The following is an 18,849-nucleotide window of genomic DNA, read 5'->3' as shown; positions in this document are numbered from 1 at the left end:
CCCGCCGGTCAACGCCGGATGCCCTTGCAGTAGATCGGCCGGTTGGACCCTTCGCCGACCCCCGGCAGTGTTCTGCATCTGTCATAGACCGACGACGGCGAGGATTTCTCCGGCACGACGTTGTCGGGGTTTTCGATCCCGTTTTCAGGTATCGGCAGAATATTTCGCGGTCTGGCGTCACTCGGCCGGTAGATCGGAACGTCGCCCTGGCCGGTCGGCGAGCGGAGCGGCAAAGTCTCGGCGATCGCGGGGGCGACCGGACCGAGGGCTCCGGCGAACACCAACAGGTGTACAGAAACGGTCAGCAAACGCCGTATGTGTTCGATCATCATCCTAGTCCTCGCATTTCATTCGACTCCCAATGGAATATCCGCCGGACCGGTGATCGGGTTTGACTATGGTATCAGCGGCGATTTCTATTAGTGTTTTTCTCAGTTCAGCCTTGCATCGACGGGATTTTTGTGGGGAAGATGTTTCGTCCTGACAGGGGCGCGGCGTGAACCTCACGGGTGCGGCCCTTGACGGGACCACGTCGAGGTCCGGGCATAGAACCCGGACCCTGGAGAGGAACGCCGACACCGGTCGAACGATCGGGTTGGGGGTGAAAATGAGCGCTGTGAACGCTTTAAGGCAACGGTTCGGATCACGCTTCTTCAGGTTCCTCGGCGCCGGGATCGACGTGGGCTCAGGCATGACGCCGAAGGTGTCGGTCGGGCTCAAGGGCTTCGCCCCGTCCGAGACATGCAGGGCCGAGACGCTCTTCCGCCGTCAGATCCGCCAGCATGGTCGCGCCGTCCGCGTCCTGGAGATCGGTCACTGCGGCCAGTCCCATGCCGCCTGGCTCGACGAGGGTGTGCGGCATGACCAGCGCGACATCGTCCGCGACGGTCTCCCGGCCGACGTGGTCTCCATCCTGGCCGACATCCCCAACGGCAGCTACGACGCGGTCTTCTCCGTCGATTCCATCGAGCACGTCCGCACGCCGTGGCGCGTCGCCGACGAGATCGCCCGCATCCTGAAGCCGGGCGGCATCACCTTCCACACCACGGTGTTCACGACCCGCTACCAGCCCCGGCCGGAGGACTTCTTCCGCTTCACGCCGGACGGCCTCAAGTCGCTGTTCGAGAGCCTGGAGTGCCTGACCGCCGAGTTCGACGCAACCGAGCGCCGCCGCGACGAAACCCGCCGCGCCCGCCGCGACGTGGGCGACATCTTCGGCGGCACCCGCGAAGGCTGGCGCGTCCATTACTGCGGCCGCAAGCCCGTCCTCCCCCGCTGACCCGAGCGACGCCCGCGCCGCGATAGGCGCCAGGGACGCGGCCCCGCCCGTCCCCGGCGACCCTCACGATTCACCGTCATGGTCCGCGCAGACGGACCACCGAAGGTCCGCCCGAGGACCCGACCCGCCCCCGCCGGCCCGCTCCACCGCCGTCATGGCCCGCGCAGGCGGGCCAACCCCGCGTTCACCATAGGGCAGGGCGCTCGGTCGGCCGGAGCATGCGTAGGTGGTCCGGACGAACCGGACCATGACGGGTGGTCGAGCGGGCGGACAACGGATCGCCCGAACCGGCCGACCCATCCACCTCGCCCGGCGAACACCCGCCGACCGTCCCGCTTCCCTGTTTTCCGCTGCTGATCCGGCCAACCCCGCGATCGTCGCGGATGTCTCCAGCGCCCGCGCGGCACATCTGCGCGCATGCCCGTCACGCGATAGATCGCGCCGGTCGAAAAATAAATCGATTAACAAAAACAAAAGAGCGGAGCCGAAGCCCCGCTCTATGGTAGTTCCGCGTGTCGACCCCTTACGACTCTGACCGAATAGACCTCCCGACCGATCAAAGAAGAGGCAGCGATTTCCGCGCCAGCGGGGTTTTTCCTCCCAAGACTCAGACCGCGATTTGATGAGAACACTTCCGCTATAGTCGGCTGACGGTCTCGATTATTGAGACATTACATCGTCCGACAGGTGTCTCCTTGTTTTTATGGGGCCACCTTACACCCCGTTCTTAGGATTGTCATCTCCCTGTGCACCCCTCGCACAAAAAAAATGCCGCGCCTTTGGTCGTATTGTCGCAACACGGTTTCTCGTGTTGGACGCCGGCTCCGAACGCCCGGCCGGGCTTGAGTTTTCCGGTTCGATGCGCTTTGACTGACGCGGCTCACCAAGACCCGCCGACACGAGGATTCCATGCGTCTCAGCCGCTACTTCCTGCCGATCCTGAAGGAGACGCCCAAGGAAGCCGAGATCGTCTCCCACCGGCTGATGCTGCGCGCCGGCATGATGCGCCAGCAGGCGGCGGGCATCTACGCCTGGCTCCCGCTCGGCTTCAAGGTGCTCCAGAAGGTCGAGCAGATCGTGCGCGAGGAGCAGGACCGCTCCGGCGCGATCGAACTTCTCATGCCCACGATTCAGGCGGCCGACCTCTGGCGCGAAAGCGGGCGCTACGACGCCTACGGCAAAGAGATGCTGCGCATCACGGATCGCCACGAGCGCGAGATGCTGTTCGGGCCGACCAACGAGGAGATGATCACCGACATCTTCCGCACGTCCGTCCGGTCCTACCGCGACCTGCCGCTGAACCTCTACCACATACAGTGGAAGTTCCGGGACGAGGTGCGCCCCCGCTTCGGCGTCATGCGCGGCCGCGAGTTCCTGATGAAGGACGCCTATTCGTTCGACCTCGACCAGGCCGGCGCGCGCGTCGCCTACAACAAGATGTTCGTCGCCTATCTGCGCACGTTCGAGCGTCTCGGCCTCAAGGCCATCCCGATGCGCGCCGACACCGGCCCGATCGGCGGCGACCTCAGCCACGAGTTCATCATTCTGGCGTCCACCGGCGAGAGCGCCGTCTTCTGCGACCGCGCGCTCCTCGACACGCCGGTCCCGGGCGAGGACCTGGACTTCGACGCCGACCTGACCCCGATCGTGGAGTCCTTCACCACGAAGTACGCCGCCACCGAGGAGATGCACGACGAGGCCGCCTTCAAGGCGCTGCCGGAGGACCGCCAGGTCTCCGCGCGCGGCATCGAGGTCGGCCACATCTTCTACTTCGGCACCAAGTATTCCGACGCCATGGGCGCCAAGGTGGCGGGTCCGGACGGCGTGGAGCGCCCCGTCCACATGGGCTCCTACGGCGTCGGCGTCTCCCGTCTCCTCGGCGCCATCATCGAGGCGAGCCACGACGACGCGGGCATCATCTGGCCGGATTCGGTCGCCCCGTTCGGCGTCGGCATCCTCAACCTGAAGCCCGGCGACGCGGCGGTGGACGCGGCCTGCGAAAGCGCCTACGCCACCCTGGCCGCCGCCGGCCGCGATCCGCTCTACGACGACACGGACCAGCGGCCCGGCGCCAAGTTCGCGACCGCCGACCTCATCGGCCTGCCCTGGCAGATCGTCGTCGGGCCGAAGGGCCTCGCCGAGGGCGTGGTCGAGCTCAAGCGGCGCGCCACCGGCGAGAAGCAGTCGGTGTCGCTGGAGTCCGCGCTCGCCCGCGTCACAGAAAAGTCCTGATCGCGCCGTTGATCCGGCCGGACGGGGAGGGGACCACGGCCTCGGTCCCCCTCATGGGCAGTATGAGGAGCATGGTATGAGCGAGGCGAAAGCGGGACGACCCTTCGCCCCCTTCGAATGGATGCTGGCCGGGCGCTACCTGCGCTCGCGTCGGCGCGAGGCCTTCATCTCCGTCATCGCGGGCTTCTCCTTCACGGGAATCATGCTCGGCGTCGCCACGCTCATCATCGTCATGGCGGTCATGAACGGCTTCCGCGGCCAGCTCCTGGAAAAGATCCTCGGCATCAACGGCCACGTGGTGGTGCAGGCCATCGACCAGCCGCTGACCGATTTCGACGTGGTGTCCCAGCGCATCGCCGGCGTGCCGGGCGTCACCCTGGTGATGCCCTTCGTGGAAGGGCAGGTGCTGGCCTCCGGCCCGTCCAACGCCACCGGCGCCCTGGTGCGCGGCGTCCGCGCGTCCGATCTCGCCGGGCTGAAGCTCGTCTCCGGCACCATCCGCCAGGGCACGCTCGACGGGTTCGACACCGCCAACGGCGTCGCCATCGGCCTGCGCATGGCCCAGTCGCTCGGCGTCGCCGTCGGCGACCGGGTCACGCTGGTCAGCCCCAAGGGCAACGTCACCGCGCTCGGCACCACGCCGCGGGTCAAGTCCTACCCGGTGACGGCCATCTTCGAGATCGGCATGTCGGAGTATGACGGCACCTTCGTGTTCCTGCCGCTCGCCGAGGCGCAGCGATTCTTCGCCATGCCGGACAACGTCAGCGCCATCGACGTCTTCCTGGAGGATCCGGACTCCGTCGGCGCCATGCGCGACAGCATCGTGGTCGCCGCCGAGCGGCCGGCCCTCGTCACCGACTGGCGGCAGCGCAACGTCACCTTCTTCTCCGCCCTGGAGGTGGAGCGGAACGTGATGTTCATGATCCTGACGCTGATCGTGCTCGTCGCCGCCCTCAACATCATCTCCGGCATGACCATGCTGGTGAAGGACAAGGGCCGCGACATCGCCATCCTGCGCACCATGGGGGCGACGCGCGGGGCGATTCTCCGCGTCTTCCTCATCACCGGCGCGTCCATCGGCTTCGCCGGCACCGTGGCGGGCTTCGTCCTCGGCCTGATCGTCTGCCTCAACGTGGAGGAGATCCGCCAGTTCGTCTCCTGGCTGACCACGACCGAGCTGTTCTCCCCGGAACTCTACTACCTGAGCCGGCTGCCCGCCGACATCCAGGCCGGCGAGACCGCCACCGTCGTCGTGATGGCGCTGCTCCTCTCCTTCCTGGCCACCCTCTACCCGGCCTGGCGCGCCGCGCGCCTCGATCCGGTCGACGCCCTGAGGTACGAATGACCATGACCGAGGCGCCGAAGGGCCTGATCACCGGCGTGGAGGACCCCGTCCTCCGCCTCGCCGCCGTGGAGAAGTCCTACCGGGAGGGCGACGGCGTCCTGCCCATCCTGCGCGGCGCGGCGTTCGAGCTCTACGCCGGCGAGGTGGTGGCCCTGGTCGCGCCGTCCGGCGCCGGCAAGTCCACGCTTCTCCACATCGCCGGCCTCCTGGAGCGGCCCGATTCCGGCGAGGTGGTGATCGCCGGCAAGGCGTGCGGCAAGATGGACGACGCCCAGCGCACCGCCGTCCGCCGCACCGCCATCGGCTTCGTCTACCAGTTCCACCACCTTCTCCCGGAATTCACCGCCGTGGAGAACCTGGTCGTCCCGCAGATGATCGCCGGCCTCGCCCGCAAGGACGCCACCGAGCGCGCCATGCAGCTTCTCGCCTACATGAAGCTGGAGCACCGGGCGACCCACCTTCCGTCCGAGCTGTCCGGCGGCGAGCGCCAGCGCGTCGCCATCGGCCGCGCCGTCGCCAACGCCCCGAAGGTGCTGCTCGCCGACGAGCCCACCGGCAACCTCGACCCGAAGACGTCGCACTACGTGTTCGACGCCCTGTCGGCGCTGGTGCGCGCCACGGGCCTGTCCGCCATCATCGCCACCCACAACCACGACCTCGCCGCCCGCATGGACCGGCGCATCACGCTGGAAGACGGCAAGGTCGTCGAGCTGGAGTAGACCGTCGCCATGTTCCGCACCGCCTATGTGAACGGCCGTTACGTCCGCCATGCCGACGCGGCCGTGCACGTGGAGGATCGCGGCTACCAGCTGGCCGACGGCGTCTACGAGGTGGTGGAGCTCCACGAGGGCGACTTCATCGACCTCACCGGTCACCTGGACCGGCTCGACCGCTCGCTCTCCGAACTCGCCATCGCGGCCCCCATGAGCCGTCTGGCCCTCGTGGCCGTCCTGAGGGAGGTCGCCCGGCGCAACCGGATCCGCTCCGGCTTCGTCTACCTGCAGGTCACCCGCGGCGTCGCCCCGCGCGATCACGCCTTCCCGAAGACGCCCGTCCGGCCCGCCCTCGTGGTCACCGCCCGCCCGGCGGATCCCGCCAAGGGCGACGCCATGGCGGCCGCTGGCGTCGCCGCCATCACGCGGCCGGACGAGCGCTGGGACCGGGTCGACATCAAGACCATCGGCCTCCTGCCGAACGCGCTCGCCAAGCAGGCAGCCCGCGAGGCGGGGGCGCTGGAGGCCATCCTGGTGGACGCGGACGGCCACGTCACCGAGGGCGCCTCCACCAACGTCTGGATCGTCACCGCCGACGGCGCGCTCGTCACCCGGCCGGCCGACCGGGGCATCCTGAGGGGAATCACCCGCACCACCGTCCTGAAGGTCGCGGCCGCCGAGGGCCTGTCCGTGGAGGAGCGCCGCTTCACCGTCGCCGAGGCGCTCGCCGCCCGCGAGGTCTTCCTCACCTCGGCCGGCAACCTCGTCATGCCGATCGTCACCCTCGACGGCCGGCCCATCGCCAACGGTGCGCCCGGCTCGGTGGCGACGCGGCTCCGGGCCGCGTTCCGGGGCGTGGCGGAGCATGTTCCGTTGCAGGGCAGCAACAAGTCGGCCTGAGGTTGGGTTCAATCTGCACATTGTCTTCCCCGCGCGGCGCGCGGGGGGTGACTTTCGTTTGATTTCGCGGTGGAATACTCTCTTGGCGGACACCCATCGGGTGTCCGTCCCCCTTCGGACCAACGCCGGACAACGCGACTATAAACGCCGAAAAAAAGGCCAACAGACAATGGCGGACCGAGCCCAGAACCTTCAGGACACCTTTCTCAACCATGTACGCAAGAACAAGACCTCGTTGACCATCTTTCTCGTCAACGGCGTCAAGCTCCAAGGCGTGGTGACCTGGTTCGACAACTTCTGTGTTTTGCTGCGCCGCGACGGGCACTCGCAGCTCGTCTACAAGCACGCGATCTCGACCATCATGCCGGCCCAGCCGGTCCAGCTGTTCGAGCCGGGGGAGGACGCGGCCAGCTGATCCCGCGCCCGCCGCGCGGCCGATCCTGAGCAAGGCGCGGCCGCCGCCCGCCGCGCGGCCGATCCTCGGCGAGGCGTGGCCGATCTCGCGCCCTATGGCGCCGGATCCCGCGCCCGCCGAACGCAGCGCGCGGCTGATCCCGCGCCCGCCGCGCGGCCGATCCTCCGTCGCCCGGCGGCCATCCCCGCCGGACGCCCCCGCCCGCCGGCCCGCTTCACCCCCGCGCCGGCCCCCGACGGCGCGCTTCGCACCCCGCGCCGGCCGGCTTCACCCCCGGCCCGGCACATGCCGCCGCCGCCGGCGGGATCATTCCGCCCCGCCGGGTGTTGGAGAGGCCAGGGGCGGCGGCTCCCGGGCCGCCCGACAGGCGAGGCGGGTCCCGGGCGGCGAGCCATCAACGAACGACACCCTTGGGAGGCGTCTTGGATCACCGCGATCCCCGCGACGAGAGCGGGCTCAACACCCCGAAGCCCCGCACCATCTCCCGCCTTGCCGAGCGGACGAAGGCGATCGTCGTCGTCCCCGAGATCGACAACCGCGCCCAGCGCGACGCCGACCGCGAGCGCGGCCGCGTGGCCTCCCGCTCCATGGACGCCCGCGTGGAGGAGGCCGTCGGCCTCGCGCTCGCCATCGACCTCGACGTGCGCGCCACCATCCCGGTGCGGCTCACCACCGTGCGCCCGGCCACCCTGGTCGGCACCGGCAAGCTCGAGGAGATCAAGCTCGCCGTCGCCACCGAGGAGGCCGAGCTCGTCATCGTCGACCACGCCCTCACGCCCATCCAGCAGCGCAACCTGGAAAAGGGCCTCGGCGCCAAGGTGCTCGACCGCACGGGCCTGATCCTGGAGATCTTCGGCGAGCGCGCCCACACCCGCGAGGGCCGGCTGCAGGTGGACCTCGCCCACCTCAACTACCAGAAGTCGCGCCTCGTCCGCTCCTGGACCCATCTGGAGCGCCAGCGCGGCGGCTTCGGCTTCATGGGCGGCCCCGGCGAGACCCAGATCGAGGCGGACCGCCGCCAGCTCCAGGACAAGATCTCCCGCCTGGAGGAGGAGCTGGAGCAGGTCCGCCGCACCCGCGACCTGCACCGCCGCCAGCGCCAGAAGGCCCCGCACCCGGTCATCGCCCTCGTCGGCTACACCAACGCCGGCAAGTCCACCCTGTTCAACCGCCTCACCAGCGCCGACGTGCTGGCGCAGAACCTCCTGTTCGCTACGCTCGACCCCACCCTGCGCAAGGTCCGGCTGCCGCACGGCACCGACGCCATCCTGTCCGACACGGTGGGCTTCATCTCCAACCTCCCCACCCACCTGGTCGCCGCCTTCCGGGCCACGCTGGAGGAGGTGGTGGAGGCCACCATCATCCTCCACGTGCGCGACATCTCACACCCGGACACCGAGGCCCAGGCCGAGGACGTCTCGGACGTGCTGCGCCAGCTGGACGTGAACCCGGAGGACGCCGCCCGGGTGATCGAGGTCTGGAACAAGATCGACGCGCTGGACCCGGCCCGCCGCGAAAGCCTCCTCGCCCAGGCCGACGCCCCGGACCCCGCCGGCCAGGAGCGCTTCGCCATCTCCGCCGTCACCGGCGAGGGCCTGGAGCCCCTGATCGCCTCCATCGAGCGCCGCCTCGTCGGCGACCGCCCCACCTTCGCGGTGGTGGTGGACAAGACCGACGGCGAAGGCCTCGCCTGGCTCTACAGCCACGGCGAAGTCCTCACCCGCGACGACAGCCCCGAGGACGGGCTGCATTTGACCGTGCGGATTCCGGAGAAGTTCCAGGACGAGTTCTTGGGGCGGTATCGGGTGGGCAATATCACGTAGTTTTATATCCACACTACACCAGTGAGTGTGAACATTGTGGAACATTCCCGTTTGCTAGTTACGGATGTGCGCGATATCTGATAGTGACGTCTCCATCAGGGGGCGAAAGAAATGGCGCGCACAATCAAGATGGCCGTGAGTATCCTTAATGTCAGACTTCACCCGCACTCGCCAAGCATTTATGCCGAATACATAAAAGATCTACATCAGCGTAGGCTGCCTGTACGGATTCATGGCGACAGATATGCGATGCTTTCCATGCTGGATACGTCGAACGCGTCCGATGGAACATTCTTTGGAGCGGTCACTGCATTCACTCGAATCGACAAAAATGGTTCATGGTTCGATGCAGACAAGCTAGAAGAGGCAACCGAGAACCAGATCTCAAGGCTGTCTATACCAGAAAACCTGTACCCGAATTCTGCATCATTCTATTTTCTATTCGATACCAAGAAGCACCGAATATATATCCAGCAGTACACAAAAGGACGGCAGTTTACACCCGCCTCTGCATTACGCCTTTTCGAAGGGCTTTCTGATAATCTTGATATTACAGCTAAGTACAACCTGGCGACTATAACCATCGTACAAAGTGCTGAGGGGCTGGCACAACTGTTTAGCGTCGCCAAGATAAATGAAGTGAAAATCACAATACTAAAACCAAATTCTGACATTTTCGAAGATGACTTCGAAGCAAAAATCGAAGCCCATTTGCATGAGACGCATTCAAGAAGTCTTGTGTTGACGTATGATGCTGAGCCAGGGCAGTCGATCGTGATAAACGAGGGTATCAAGAATGTTACCCAAGTTGCGCTCGAAAACGGCGGAGTCGAGATCAAAGGACGCGATGAGACCGGTGCAGTTTATCGGTCAACAAACGAATACCCCAAGTTACTGCAGGACCGATATGATCCGAATGTTATGTCGGAGGAAAACGCGTTCCGCCGCATAGTCGCGAAAGACGGATAACTGATTTGCACATTCTCGAGCAATTCAAGGCATTTCAGCGGCAAACGCGTAGGTATTTCTGCGCGTATGGTGGTTGGGCAGCTATTTTTAGCTCGCCCATGTTCATTGTAGCTATAGTTGTAAGCGGATTTAGCTATCCGAATTGGCTGCAACAAGATTGGATAGAGAGTACTTACTCGATGATTCCGAGTTTACTAGGTTTCAGCCTCGGATCTTATGCAATTTTATTTAGTTTGATGACCGGACGACTCAAAAAGGCTCTGAGATCAGTAAAAAATTCCAGAGGGGTCAGTTATTTAGATGAAATAAACGCGACATTCTACCATTTCATATTTGTTCAGGTATTGTGTGTAATTTGGGCGATACTAGCGGACGGGGTTTTCGACTACTGTCTAGATCTTAGCCAATTAGGGGCTTGGAAAGAAAGGATCTATAAGGCAATCGAGTACGCAAGATTGTTAATCTCATTTGTCGGTCACTTTTTCCTAACCTACTGCATAACTTTAACAATAGCTGCCGCGCTTGCGGTTTATCGTATCGCGGGCATTAGCGATCCAGCCGATCATTAGCCTAGCGGGCCAACTTGAGCCTAGTGGGCCAACTTGGCTGGATCGTGTCGACATAAATTCCTCCCCACCACCCCCCCTTGAACGTTCCCGACGTCGTGTCGCGTTTCACCCCCCGCATGTCGCCGTCGTCCTTTCCCCGCCTTCGCTTTCCCACGAGTTTAGTCCCCACGAGCCAGACGGCGGTGTGATCGAGGGGAATGGGCCATGCGGGAACGGGCGCGGATCGTCATCATCGGGGCCGGCATCGCGGGCACCTCCACGGCCTATCACCTGGCGAAGCTCGGCGTCACCGACGTGGTGGTCATCGACCAGGGGCCGCTGTTCCGCACCGGCGGCTCCACCAGCCACGCGCCGGGCGGCATGTTCCAGACCAACACGTCGCGCACCATGTCCACCTGGGCGCGCTACACCATCCAGACCTTCGCGGGCCTGGAGGTGGACGGCAAGTCCGGCGCCGCCTTCCTCGGCGGCATCGAGCTCGCCGAAACGCCCGAGCGCCTGCAGGAGCTGAAGCGCCGGCGCGGCCTGCAGCAGAGCTGGGGCATCCCGGGCGAGATCCTCGGCCCGTCCGAGGTGAAGACGCACATCCCGATCATCGACGAGAAGAAGATCCTCGGCGGCCTCTACGTGCCGGACGACTGCATCGGCCGGCCGGTTCTCGCCGCCGAGGCCATGGGCGTCGCCGCCCGGAACGCCGGCATCGAGTTCCACGGCGAGGTGGAGGTCACCGGGTTCGAGCGCCGCAACGGCCGCGTGTCCGCCGTCGTGACGACCAAGGGCCGCATCGAGGCCGAGATGGTGCTCTGCTGCGCCGGCATCTGGGGCCCGAAGGTCGGCCGGCTCGCCGGCGTGCCCATCGCGCTCCAGCCCATGCAGCACCAGTATGTGAAGACCGAGGCGCTCGGCGTCCTGAAGGAGCTGAGCCGGGGCGGCACGGTGGAAAGCGCCATGCCGCTGATCCGCGCCCAGGACAACTCGCTCTACTTCCGCCAGCACTTCGACCAGTTCGGCATCGGCAACTACCGCCACGCCCCGCTGCCGGTGGACGCCGAGACGCTGCTTCCCTTCAAGCTCGCCCCGCGCATGCCCTCCTGCATGGAGTTCACGCCCGAGCACTTCGAGGAATGCCACCGCGCCACCGTGAACCTCTTCCCGGTGGTGGAGGGCGCCGCCCAGGCGGATGCGTTCAACGGCATCTTCTCCTTCCCGCCGGACGGCATGCCCCTCATGGGCGAGCATGCGGAGCTGCCGGGCTTCTGGGTCTGCGAAGGCGTCTGGATCACCCATTCGGCCGGCATCGGCCGGTCCATGGCCCACTGGATGATCGAGGGCGATCCGGGCGTGGACATCCGCGAGGCGGACGTGAACCGCTTCGCCCGCTTCCAGACCACGCGCAAGTACGTCAACGATCGCGGCTCCCAGCAGTACCGCGAGGTCTACGACATCATCCACCCGATGATGCAGCCCACGGTCGCGCGGGGCCTGCGCACCTCGCCCATGCACGACCGCCACCTCGCCAACGGCGCCCACTTCTGGGAGGTCGCAGGCTGGGAGCGTCCGGCCTGGAACGAGGCGAACGCCGGCCTCACCGCCAACCTCGCCCTGCCGAAGCGCGAGGGCTGGTCCGCCATCGAGTGGTCGCCCATCCAGGGGGCGGAGGCCGTCGCCACCCGCTCCGCCGCCGGCCTCTACGACGTCTCCACCTTCACCAAGCTGGTGGTGGAGGGGCCGGAGGCCGTGTCCTTCCTCAACTACGTGCTCGCCAACGACATCGACAAGCCGGTCGGCCAGGTGGTCTACACCTGCATGCTCAACCAGCGCGGCGGCGTGATGTCCGACATGGTCGTCACCCGCACCGGCGAGACCGAGTTCCTCATCCTCACCGGCACCGGCTCGGGCCTCTCCGACCTCGCCCACATGCGGCGGGTCGCCCGCGCCAAGGGCCTCGGGTCCGACGTCCTGCGCTTCCGCAACATCACCCACGAGCTCTGCGGCATCGGCCTCTGGGGTCCGAAGGCGCGCGACATCCTCGCCGCCGTCGCCGAGACCGACGTCTCCGACGAGGCGCTCCCCTACTACAAGTCCCGGTTGATCCAGATCGGCTACGTGGAGGCGCGGGCGCTCCGCATTTCCTACGCCGGCGAGCTCGGCTTCGAGATCTACGTGCCCGCGCCCCACGGCCGCGCCGTCTGGGATCTCCTCGTGGAGGCCGGCAAGCCGCACGGCCTCGTCGCCTGCGGCATCGGCGCCCTCGACAGCCTCAGGATCGAGAAGGGCTACCGCCTCGCCGGCGCCGACCTCACCGGCGACAAGACGGCCCTCGAGGCCGGGCTCGGCTGGTCGGTCAGCATGAAGAAGGGCGACTTCATCGGCCGCGACGCCATCGCCGCCCAGAAGGCCGCCGGCGTGCCCTCGCGCCTCTGCTGCCTCACCCTCGACGACGCCGACGCCGTCGCCCTCGGCAAGGAGCCGGTCCTGAAGGACGGCGCCCCGGTCGGCTACGTCACCAGCGCCAACTACGGCTACGCGGTCCGCAAGATGATCGCCTTCGCCTATCTCCCCGTCGCGCTCGCCACCGTGGGCGAAAGCGTGGAGATCGAATACCTCGGCCAGCGCTTCGCCGCGACCGTCGCGAACGACCCGCTGTTCGATCCGGAAGGGAAGAAGTTGCGCGCCTGAGGGGTGGGGTGACGCCCGGCCCCGAAGTTTGCCCCCGCCCGTCCCGTCATCCCGGCGAACGCCGGGATCCAGCCGACGGGGCGGACGGGTAAAGCCGGTGCGGGCGGGCCGCGACGTCGCGGTTGCCACGGCGTGCGGTTGGATCCCGGCGTTCGCCGGGATGACGGTTGAGGGTTGGATCGACGACGGCCACTTGGGGGAGTGACGGGCGATGATGCTGGACCGGGTTCCGCGGATGATCCAGGAGGCGGGGGCGCTCGACAGGGTTGGGACGCTGGCGGCGCGGCATGCGCCGGGCGGCGCGGTGCTGCTGGTGGCCGATCCGGGGCTGAAGGCGTCCGGTATCACCGACCGGGCGATCGCGTCGCTGGTCGGCGCGGGGCTCCGTCCGGTCGTATTCGACGCGTTCAAGTCGGACCCGACGACCGCGTCGGCCGACGCGGCGGCGGCGCTCGCGCGTGAAAGCGGTGCCGGGCTGGTGGTGGCGCTCGGCGGCGGATCGGCGCTCGACCTCGGCAAGGCGGTGGCCTGCGCGGCGCCGGGCACGCTTTCGTGCGACGCCTACGCGCTCTGCGCCAACCCGTTGCCGGCAAAGCCACTGCCGAAGATCTGCGTGCCGACCACATCGGGCACGGGGTCGGAGACCACGCGGGTGTCGGTGCTGAGCCTGGCTGACGGCTCCAAGGTCTGGCTCTGGGGCGACGAGATGAAGGCCGACGAGGTGATCCTCGACCCGACGGTGACGGTCGGTCTGCCGGCGCATCTGACGGCGGCGACCGGCATCGACGCCTTCGTGCACGCCATGGAGGCGGCGACGAACGTGAACGCCACCGCCGCCAACAACGTCTACGCCCACGCGGCGATCGGCCTCGTGACGCGGCACCTGCTGCGGGCGGTGGAGCATCCCGCTGACCTGACCGCGCGCGCCGGCCTGCAGCTCGCCGCCGCCCTGGCGGGCGTCGCCATCGACAACGCCGGTACCGCCATCGGCCACAACATCGGCCATGCGCTCGCCTCGCTGAGACCCATCCACCACGGGCGTGCGGTCGGCGTCGCGGTGCTGGCGACGCTCGCCTGGAACGCCGCGGAGGACCCCGACGGCCGCTTCGCCGCCGTCGCCGCCGCCATGGGCGAGACGGGCGGCGCGGCGGCGCTCGCGCACGCCTACGAGCGGCTGCTGCGGGCGAGCGGCGTCAAGGTCTCGCTCGTCGGAGAGGGCTTCGACGGTATCACGCCTGCGGCGCTCGCCGCCAAGATGGCCGCGCCGGAGAACGCGCCGATGCGCCGGTCCAACGCGCGGACCGTGACCGACGACGACCTGATGGTCTTCGCCGAGCGCGTGCTGACGCAGGCGTAGCGCCGTCCGGCGCGACCTTCCATCCGGGCCTTAGGGCTCCCGTCCATGCCTCGGGCGGACCTCGTTTTCTTCATCCGACGACAGAGCGACCGACCGATGAACAAGCCCGCCGTCTTCCCCGCCACCCGCGCCGATTGGGAAGCCGCCGCGTCCGTGCTGAAGCCGGAGGCGTCGCACTTCATCGGCGGCGCCTTCGTCGCCAGCCAGTCGGGCGAGACCTTCGCCAAGGTGTCGCCGGTGGACGGGCGCGTGGTGGCGGAGGTGGCGGCTGGCGGCGCGGCGGACGTGGACCGGGCGGTCGCGAGCGCGCGGGCGGCGTTCGAGGACGGGCGCTGGCGCGGCCTGGAGCCGAAGCAGCGCAAGGCCGTGCTGCACCGGTTCGCCGACCTCATCCGCGCCCACACCCAGGAACTGGCGCTCCTGGAGACCCTCGACGTCGGCAAGCCCATCTCCGACTCGCTAGCCGTCGACGCACCCTTCGCGGCGGACTGCATCCAGTATTACGCCGAGTTCGCCGACAAGCTGGTGGACGAGATCGCCCCGACCGGGCCGGCGGACCTGGCGCTGATCCGGCGCGAGCCGCTGGGCGTGGTGGGCGCCATCGTGCCGTGGAACTATCCGCTGATCATCACCGCCTGGAAGCTCGGCCCCGCTCTCGTCGCCGGCAATTCGGTGGTCCTGAAGCCGGCTGAGCAGAGCCCTTTGTCGGCTCTCCTCCTCGCCAGGCTCGCCGCCGACGCCGGCCTTCCCGACGGCGTCCTCAACGTGGTCACCGGCTTCGGCGAAGCCGCCGGCGCGCCGCTCGCCTGCCACGGCGACGTGGACATGATCACCTTCACCGGCTCCACCGAGGTCGGCAAGCTGATGCTGGAGGCCTCCGCCCGCTCCAACATGAAGCGCGTCGCCCTGGAATGCGGCGGCAAGAGCCCGCACGTGGTGCTGGCCGACTGCGGCGACCTCGACGCCGTCGCCTCCGGCATCGCCTGGGGCATCTTCTACAACCAGGGCGAGACCTGCCACGCCGGCAGCCGGGTGATCGTCGACGCCCGGATCAAGGACGCGCTGGTCGACAAGATCGCCGAGCACGCCGCCACCATCACCCTCGGCCACGCCCTCGACCCGGCCTCGCGCATGGCTGCGCTGGTGGAGAAGCGCCACGCCGACCGCGTCCTCGACTACGTCGCCATCGCCAAGGGGGAGGGCGCCCGCGTCGCCCTCGGCGGCACCCGTGTGGACGCGCTGCCGGGCGGCGCCTACGTGGAGGCCACCATCCTCGACGGCGTGAAGCCCGAGCACCGGGTCGCCCGCGAGGAGATCTTCGGCCCGGTCCTGACCGTGCTCACCTTCGACGACGAGGCGGACGCGGTCCGCCTCGCCAACGACAGCATCTACGGCCTCGCCGCCGCGGTCTGGACCCGCGACATGGGCAAGGCGCACCGCCTGTCGTCGGCCATCCGCGCCGGCACCGTGTGGGTCAACTGCTACGACCGGTCGAGCCTCGCGACACCGTTCGGCGGCTTCAAGCAGTCGGGCTTCGGGCGCGACCGCAGCCCGCACGCGATCGACAAGTACATGGATTTCAAGACGATCTGGACCCATTTCGGCTGACGGGCGAACCTCTCGTGACCAAGATTGACCGCATCGAGATCTCCCACCACCGGCTGCCGCTGGACCCGCCGTTCGTGGCCTCGTGGGACTCGCGCCCGCGCACCCACTTCGACGCGACGGTGGTGCGCGTCCTCACCGACGACGGCCACGAAGGTGTCGCGTCCGGCGACCTGATGCTCGGCTTCGCCGGCCACGAGCACCTGTTCGTCGGCGAGGATCCGCTTCGCATCGAGCGGCACTACCGGGTGCTGTCGCACCTCGACTTCCACTACGGCCGCTCCTGGCCGCTCGACCTGGCGCTCTGGGATCTCGCCGGAAAGATCACCGGCCAGCCGGTGTGGAAGCTCCTCGGCGGCCTCAACGACAAGGTGCGCGCCTATGCGTCGTCCGGCACGCTCCGCGACCCGTCCGCCATGGCGGACACGGCGGAGCGCTTCATCGGCGAGGGCTTTCCCGCCATGAAGATCCGCTTCCAGCGGGGCCGCTGGCAGGACGACATCCGGGCGCTGGAGGCGGTCCGCGCCCGCGTGGGCGACCGCCTCACCCTGATGGTGGACTGCAACCAGGGCTGGCGGATGCCCTGGGACACGGTGGCGCCCTGGACCTTCAAGGACGCCCTCCAGGTGGCGCGCGAACTGGAGCGCCTCGCGGTCTACTGGATGGAGGAACCGCTCCACCGGGCCGACCGCGAGGGCATGCGCCGCCTGCGCGAGGCGGTGGACGTGCGCATCGCCGGCGGCGAGATGACGCGAGAGCTCACCGCCTTCCGCGATCTCGTCCGCGACGGCTGCCTCGACGTGCTGCAGCCGGACGCGGCGCTCGTCGGGGGCATCACCGGCCTTCGCCGGGTCGCCCTGATGGCGCAGGAGCACAACGTGGCCTTCACGCCGCACACCTGGACCAACGGCATGGGCGTCGCCGCCAATGCCCACCTGACCGCCGCGCTTTCCGATGCGCCCTTCCTGGAATTCCCATACGATCCCCCGGAATGGAGCCTGGCGCGGCGCGACTTCATGATGGCCGAGCCGCTCGCCGTCGATCGGGACGGCTGGATCCATCTCGGCGACGCGCCCGGTCTCGGCTACCGCCCGGACGAGGAGGCGCTGCGCGCGACCGCATATTCATGACAGTTTCGCAAACCTGAACCACGGTGGCCGGATCGTTACGGGCTCAACACAAAACAGGGGACCAGCCCCGGCCCGCCACCGTTCAACCCGAGGAGGATGACGAGCATGCGTTTCAAGCTTTGGACCAACAGTGGACGACCGACGCACCCGAAGGTGGAGGGCCTCTGCGAGCAGGTGGCCGCCGGGGAGATCGACCGCCGCGCCTTCCTGCGCACCGTGTGCCTTCTGGGCGTCTCGGCCGTCTCGGCCAACGCCTTCCTCGGTGAGATCGGCATGCCGATGGTCTCGGCCGCCGCCGCCCAGGAGACGCCGAAGGCCGGCGGCACCCTGCGCTTCGCCTGCCAGATCCAGGAGATCACCGACCCGATGCTGGTGAACTGGGTCGAGGCGTCGGACCTGATCCGCAACTCGTGCGAATTCCTCACCGAGGTGGACGAGAACAACGTCACCCATCCCTACCTCGCGGAAAGCTGGGACCCGTCCGAGGACCTGAAGACCTGGACCTTCAAGCTCCGCCAGGGCGTGAAGTGGACCAACGGCGACGACTTCAACGCCGACGACGTCATCTTCAACCTGAAGCGCTGGACCGAGAAGGACTCCGCGTCGCCGAACCGCACCTCCTTCGAGATGATCACCAACATCGAGAAGAAGGGCGACCACGAGATCGTGCTGACCCTGAGCCAGCCGAACCTCGCCATTCCGGAGATGCTCTACGCGTTCACCTGCGCCATCGTGAACCGCAACTTCGCGGGTGACTGGTCCAAGGATCCCGTCGGCACCGGGCCCTTCCTGCTGACCGACTACGCGGTCGGCCAGAAGGCCTTCTTCAAGCGCAACGACGCCTACTGGGGCGAGAAGGCGCTGCTCGACGAGATCCAGTACATCGACCTCGGCGCCGACGTGGCCGCCCACGTGGCGGCGCTCGCGGCCGGGCAGGTGGACCTCCTCTACCGCATCACCATCGCCGAGCTCGACCTCGTCGAGAAGCTGCCGAACGTGAAGCTTCTCACCGGCAACGCGGCGCAGACGCTCTGCATCCGCATGCAGCCGCAGAAGCCGTTCGACGACGTCCGCGTCCGCAAGGCGCTGGTGATGGCGGCCGACAACCAGCAGATCCTGGACATCGCCTACCGCGGCAAGGGCGTGGTCGGCGAGAACCATCACGTGGCGCCGTTCCATCCGGAATATGCCGAGCTGCCGAAGCTGACGCGCGACGTGGAAGGCGCCAAGAAGCTGCTCGCCGAGGCCGGCTATCCGGACGGCATCGACGTGGAGCTCGTGGTCGGCAACACCCAGGGCAAGTGGGAGCAGGACACGGCGCAAATCCTGCAGCAGCAGGTGGCCGAGGCCGGCATCCGCATCAAGCTCAACGTGATGCCTGCCACGGAATACTGGAACATCTGGGACAAGGCGCCCTTCTCGCTCACCTTCTGGTCGCACCGGCCGCTGGGCGTGATGACGCTGAACCTCGCCTACCGCACCGGCGCGGTCTGGAACGAGTCCCGCTACTCCGACCCGAAGTTCGACGCGGCCCTCGACAAGGCAATGGCCATCGTCGACCCGAAGGAGCGGTCGAAGGCCATGGTCGAGGTGGAGCAGATCCTCCAGGACGCCGCCGTGATGGTGCAGCCCTACTGGGCCGGCAAGTTCACGGCGACGTCCACCAAGGTGCAGAACTTCAAGCTGCACCCGTCGGACTACTTCAAGATGGACAAGGTCTGGCTGTCCGCCTGATCCGCGACTGTCGGGCGCGCGCGACGCACAGTCGTGACGGCCCGATCCGTCATCCCGGCGAAAGCCGGGATCCATCCGACCGTGCGACCGGCTCGACCG

The 18,849-nt window shown here is 67.4% G+C and carries 14 protein-coding genes; 13 read left to right on the top strand and 1 reads right to left on the bottom strand.

The features are described from left to right. Window positions 1-8 precede the first annotated feature (8 nt). A complete protein-coding gene (locus HND91_RS12275) occupies window positions 9-332 on the bottom strand; it encodes a hypothetical protein (protein ID WP_181706872.1) in 324 nt (107 codons plus the stop codon). Window positions 333-691: 359 nt separating this feature from the next. On the opposite strand from HND91_RS12275, the gene HND91_RS12270 reads away from it, so the two are divergent. The 13 genes from HND91_RS12270 (at window position 692) to HND91_RS12210 (ending at window position 18,750) form a co-directional block, all read left to right on the top strand. Then, a complete protein-coding gene (locus tag HND91_RS12270; protein ID WP_181706871.1) occupies window positions 692-1,279 on the top strand; it encodes a class I SAM-dependent methyltransferase in 588 nt (195 codons plus the stop codon). A 909-nt stretch (window positions 1,280-2,188) separates the two neighbouring features. After that, window positions 2,189-3,511 (top strand): proline--tRNA ligase, encoded by a 1,323-nt coding sequence (gene proS, locus HND91_RS12265; protein WP_181706870.1) that lies wholly within the window; start codon window positions 2,189-2,191, stop codon window positions 3,509-3,511. Between the two features lie 76 nt (window positions 3,512-3,587). Then, window positions 3,588-4,856 carry a lipoprotein-releasing ABC transporter permease subunit gene (locus HND91_RS12260; RefSeq protein ID WP_246329457.1) on the top strand — a complete coding sequence of 423 codons (1,269 nt, stop codon included), beginning with the start codon at window positions 3,588-3,590 and terminating at the stop codon, window positions 4,854-4,856. Further along, on the top strand, window positions 4,853-5,575 hold the full coding sequence (locus tag HND91_RS12255; protein WP_246329456.1) for an ABC transporter ATP-binding protein: 723 nt from the start codon (window positions 4,853-4,855) through the stop codon (window positions 5,573-5,575). The genes HND91_RS12260 and HND91_RS12255 overlap by 4 nt, the downstream gene beginning before the upstream one ends. 9 nt (window positions 5,576-5,584) lie before the next feature. Further along, complete coding sequence (locus HND91_RS12250; protein WP_181706869.1) at window positions 5,585-6,469, top strand: D-amino-acid transaminase; 885 nt, start codon at window positions 5,585-5,587, stop codon at window positions 6,467-6,469. A 169-nt stretch (window positions 6,470-6,638) separates the two neighbouring features. Then, a complete protein-coding gene (gene hfq / locus HND91_RS12245) occupies window positions 6,639-6,884 on the top strand; it encodes an RNA chaperone Hfq (protein ID WP_181707136.1) in 246 nt (81 codons plus the stop codon). Window positions 6,885-7,363: 479 nt separating this feature from the next. Then, entirely contained in the window at window positions 7,364-8,707 is a 1,344-nt protein-coding gene (gene hflX, locus HND91_RS12240) for a GTPase HflX (protein WP_343057339.1), read from the top strand. 111 nt (window positions 8,708-8,818) lie between these two features. Beyond that, a complete protein-coding gene (locus HND91_RS12235; protein ID WP_181706867.1) occupies window positions 8,819-9,676 on the top strand; it encodes a DUF4747 family protein in 858 nt (285 codons plus the stop codon). Between the two features lie 773 nt (window positions 9,677-10,449). Beyond that, a complete protein-coding gene (locus tag HND91_RS12230) occupies window positions 10,450-12,924 on the top strand; it encodes a GcvT family protein (protein WP_181706866.1) in 2,475 nt (824 codons plus the stop codon). A 211-nt stretch (window positions 12,925-13,135) separates the two neighbouring features. Further along, the gene (locus HND91_RS12225) at window positions 13,136-14,281 is read left to right on the top strand and encodes an iron-containing alcohol dehydrogenase (protein WP_181706865.1); all 1,146 of its coding nucleotides are present in this window, start codon (window positions 13,136-13,138) and stop codon (window positions 14,279-14,281) included. A 96-nt stretch (window positions 14,282-14,377) separates the two neighbouring features. Then, complete coding sequence (locus HND91_RS12220; protein ID WP_181706864.1) at window positions 14,378-15,889, top strand: aldehyde dehydrogenase; 1,512 nt, start codon at window positions 14,378-14,380, stop codon at window positions 15,887-15,889. A gap of 14 nt (window positions 15,890-15,903) precedes the next feature. Continuing rightward, window positions 15,904-17,016: an enolase C-terminal domain-like protein gene (locus HND91_RS12215; protein ID WP_181706863.1), complete on the top strand. Its 1,113-nt coding sequence runs from the start codon at window positions 15,904-15,906 to the stop codon at window positions 17,014-17,016. A gap of 105 nt (window positions 17,017-17,121) precedes the next feature. Then, window positions 17,122-18,750 carry an ABC transporter substrate-binding protein gene (locus tag HND91_RS12210; protein ID WP_246329455.1) on the top strand — a complete coding sequence of 543 codons (1,629 nt, stop codon included), beginning with the start codon at window positions 17,122-17,124 and terminating at the stop codon, window positions 18,748-18,750. Window positions 18,751-18,849: the final 99 nt, after the last annotated feature.

Source organism: Chthonobacter rhizosphaerae, from assembly GCF_013839525.1.
GTDB classification, from domain to species: domain Bacteria; phylum Pseudomonadota; class Alphaproteobacteria; order Rhizobiales; family Pleomorphomonadaceae; genus Chthonobacter; species Chthonobacter rhizosphaerae.
Note: the sequence above shows the minus strand (reverse complement) of the source record. Positions and strands in the feature narration are given on the sequence as shown.

What these genes read in the sequence shown, in the direction of transcription:
- HND91_RS12275 (WP_181706872.1), bottom strand. Translation starts at nt 332, where the DNA reads ATGATGATCGAACACATACGGCGTTTGCTGACCGTTTCTGTACACCTG.
- HND91_RS12270 (WP_181706871.1), top strand. Translation starts at nt 692, where the DNA reads ATGACGCCGAAGGTGTCGGTCGGGCTCAAGGGCTTCGCCCCGTCCGAG.
- proS (WP_181706870.1), top strand. Translation starts at nt 2,189, where the DNA reads ATGCGTCTCAGCCGCTACTTCCTGCCGATCCTGAAGGAGACGCCCAAG.
- HND91_RS12260 (WP_246329457.1), top strand. Translation starts at nt 3,588, where the DNA reads ATGAGCGAGGCGAAAGCGGGACGACCCTTCGCCCCCTTCGAATGGATG.
- HND91_RS12255 (WP_246329456.1), top strand. Translation starts at nt 4,853, where the DNA reads ATGACCATGACCGAGGCGCCGAAGGGCCTGATCACCGGCGTGGAGGAC.
- HND91_RS12250 (WP_181706869.1), top strand. Translation starts at nt 5,585, where the DNA reads ATGTTCCGCACCGCCTATGTGAACGGCCGTTACGTCCGCCATGCCGAC.
- hfq (WP_181707136.1), top strand. Translation starts at nt 6,639, where the DNA reads ATGGCGGACCGAGCCCAGAACCTTCAGGACACCTTTCTCAACCATGTA.
- HND91_RS12235 (WP_181706867.1), top strand. Translation starts at nt 8,819, where the DNA reads ATGGCGCGCACAATCAAGATGGCCGTGAGTATCCTTAATGTCAGACTT.
- HND91_RS12230 (WP_181706866.1), top strand. Translation starts at nt 10,450, where the DNA reads ATGCGGGAACGGGCGCGGATCGTCATCATCGGGGCCGGCATCGCGGGC.
- HND91_RS12225 (WP_181706865.1), top strand. Translation starts at nt 13,136, where the DNA reads ATGATGCTGGACCGGGTTCCGCGGATGATCCAGGAGGCGGGGGCGCTC.
- HND91_RS12220 (WP_181706864.1), top strand. Translation starts at nt 14,378, where the DNA reads ATGAACAAGCCCGCCGTCTTCCCCGCCACCCGCGCCGATTGGGAAGCC.
- HND91_RS12210 (WP_246329455.1), top strand. Translation starts at nt 17,122, where the DNA reads ATGCGTTTCAAGCTTTGGACCAACAGTGGACGACCGACGCACCCGAAG.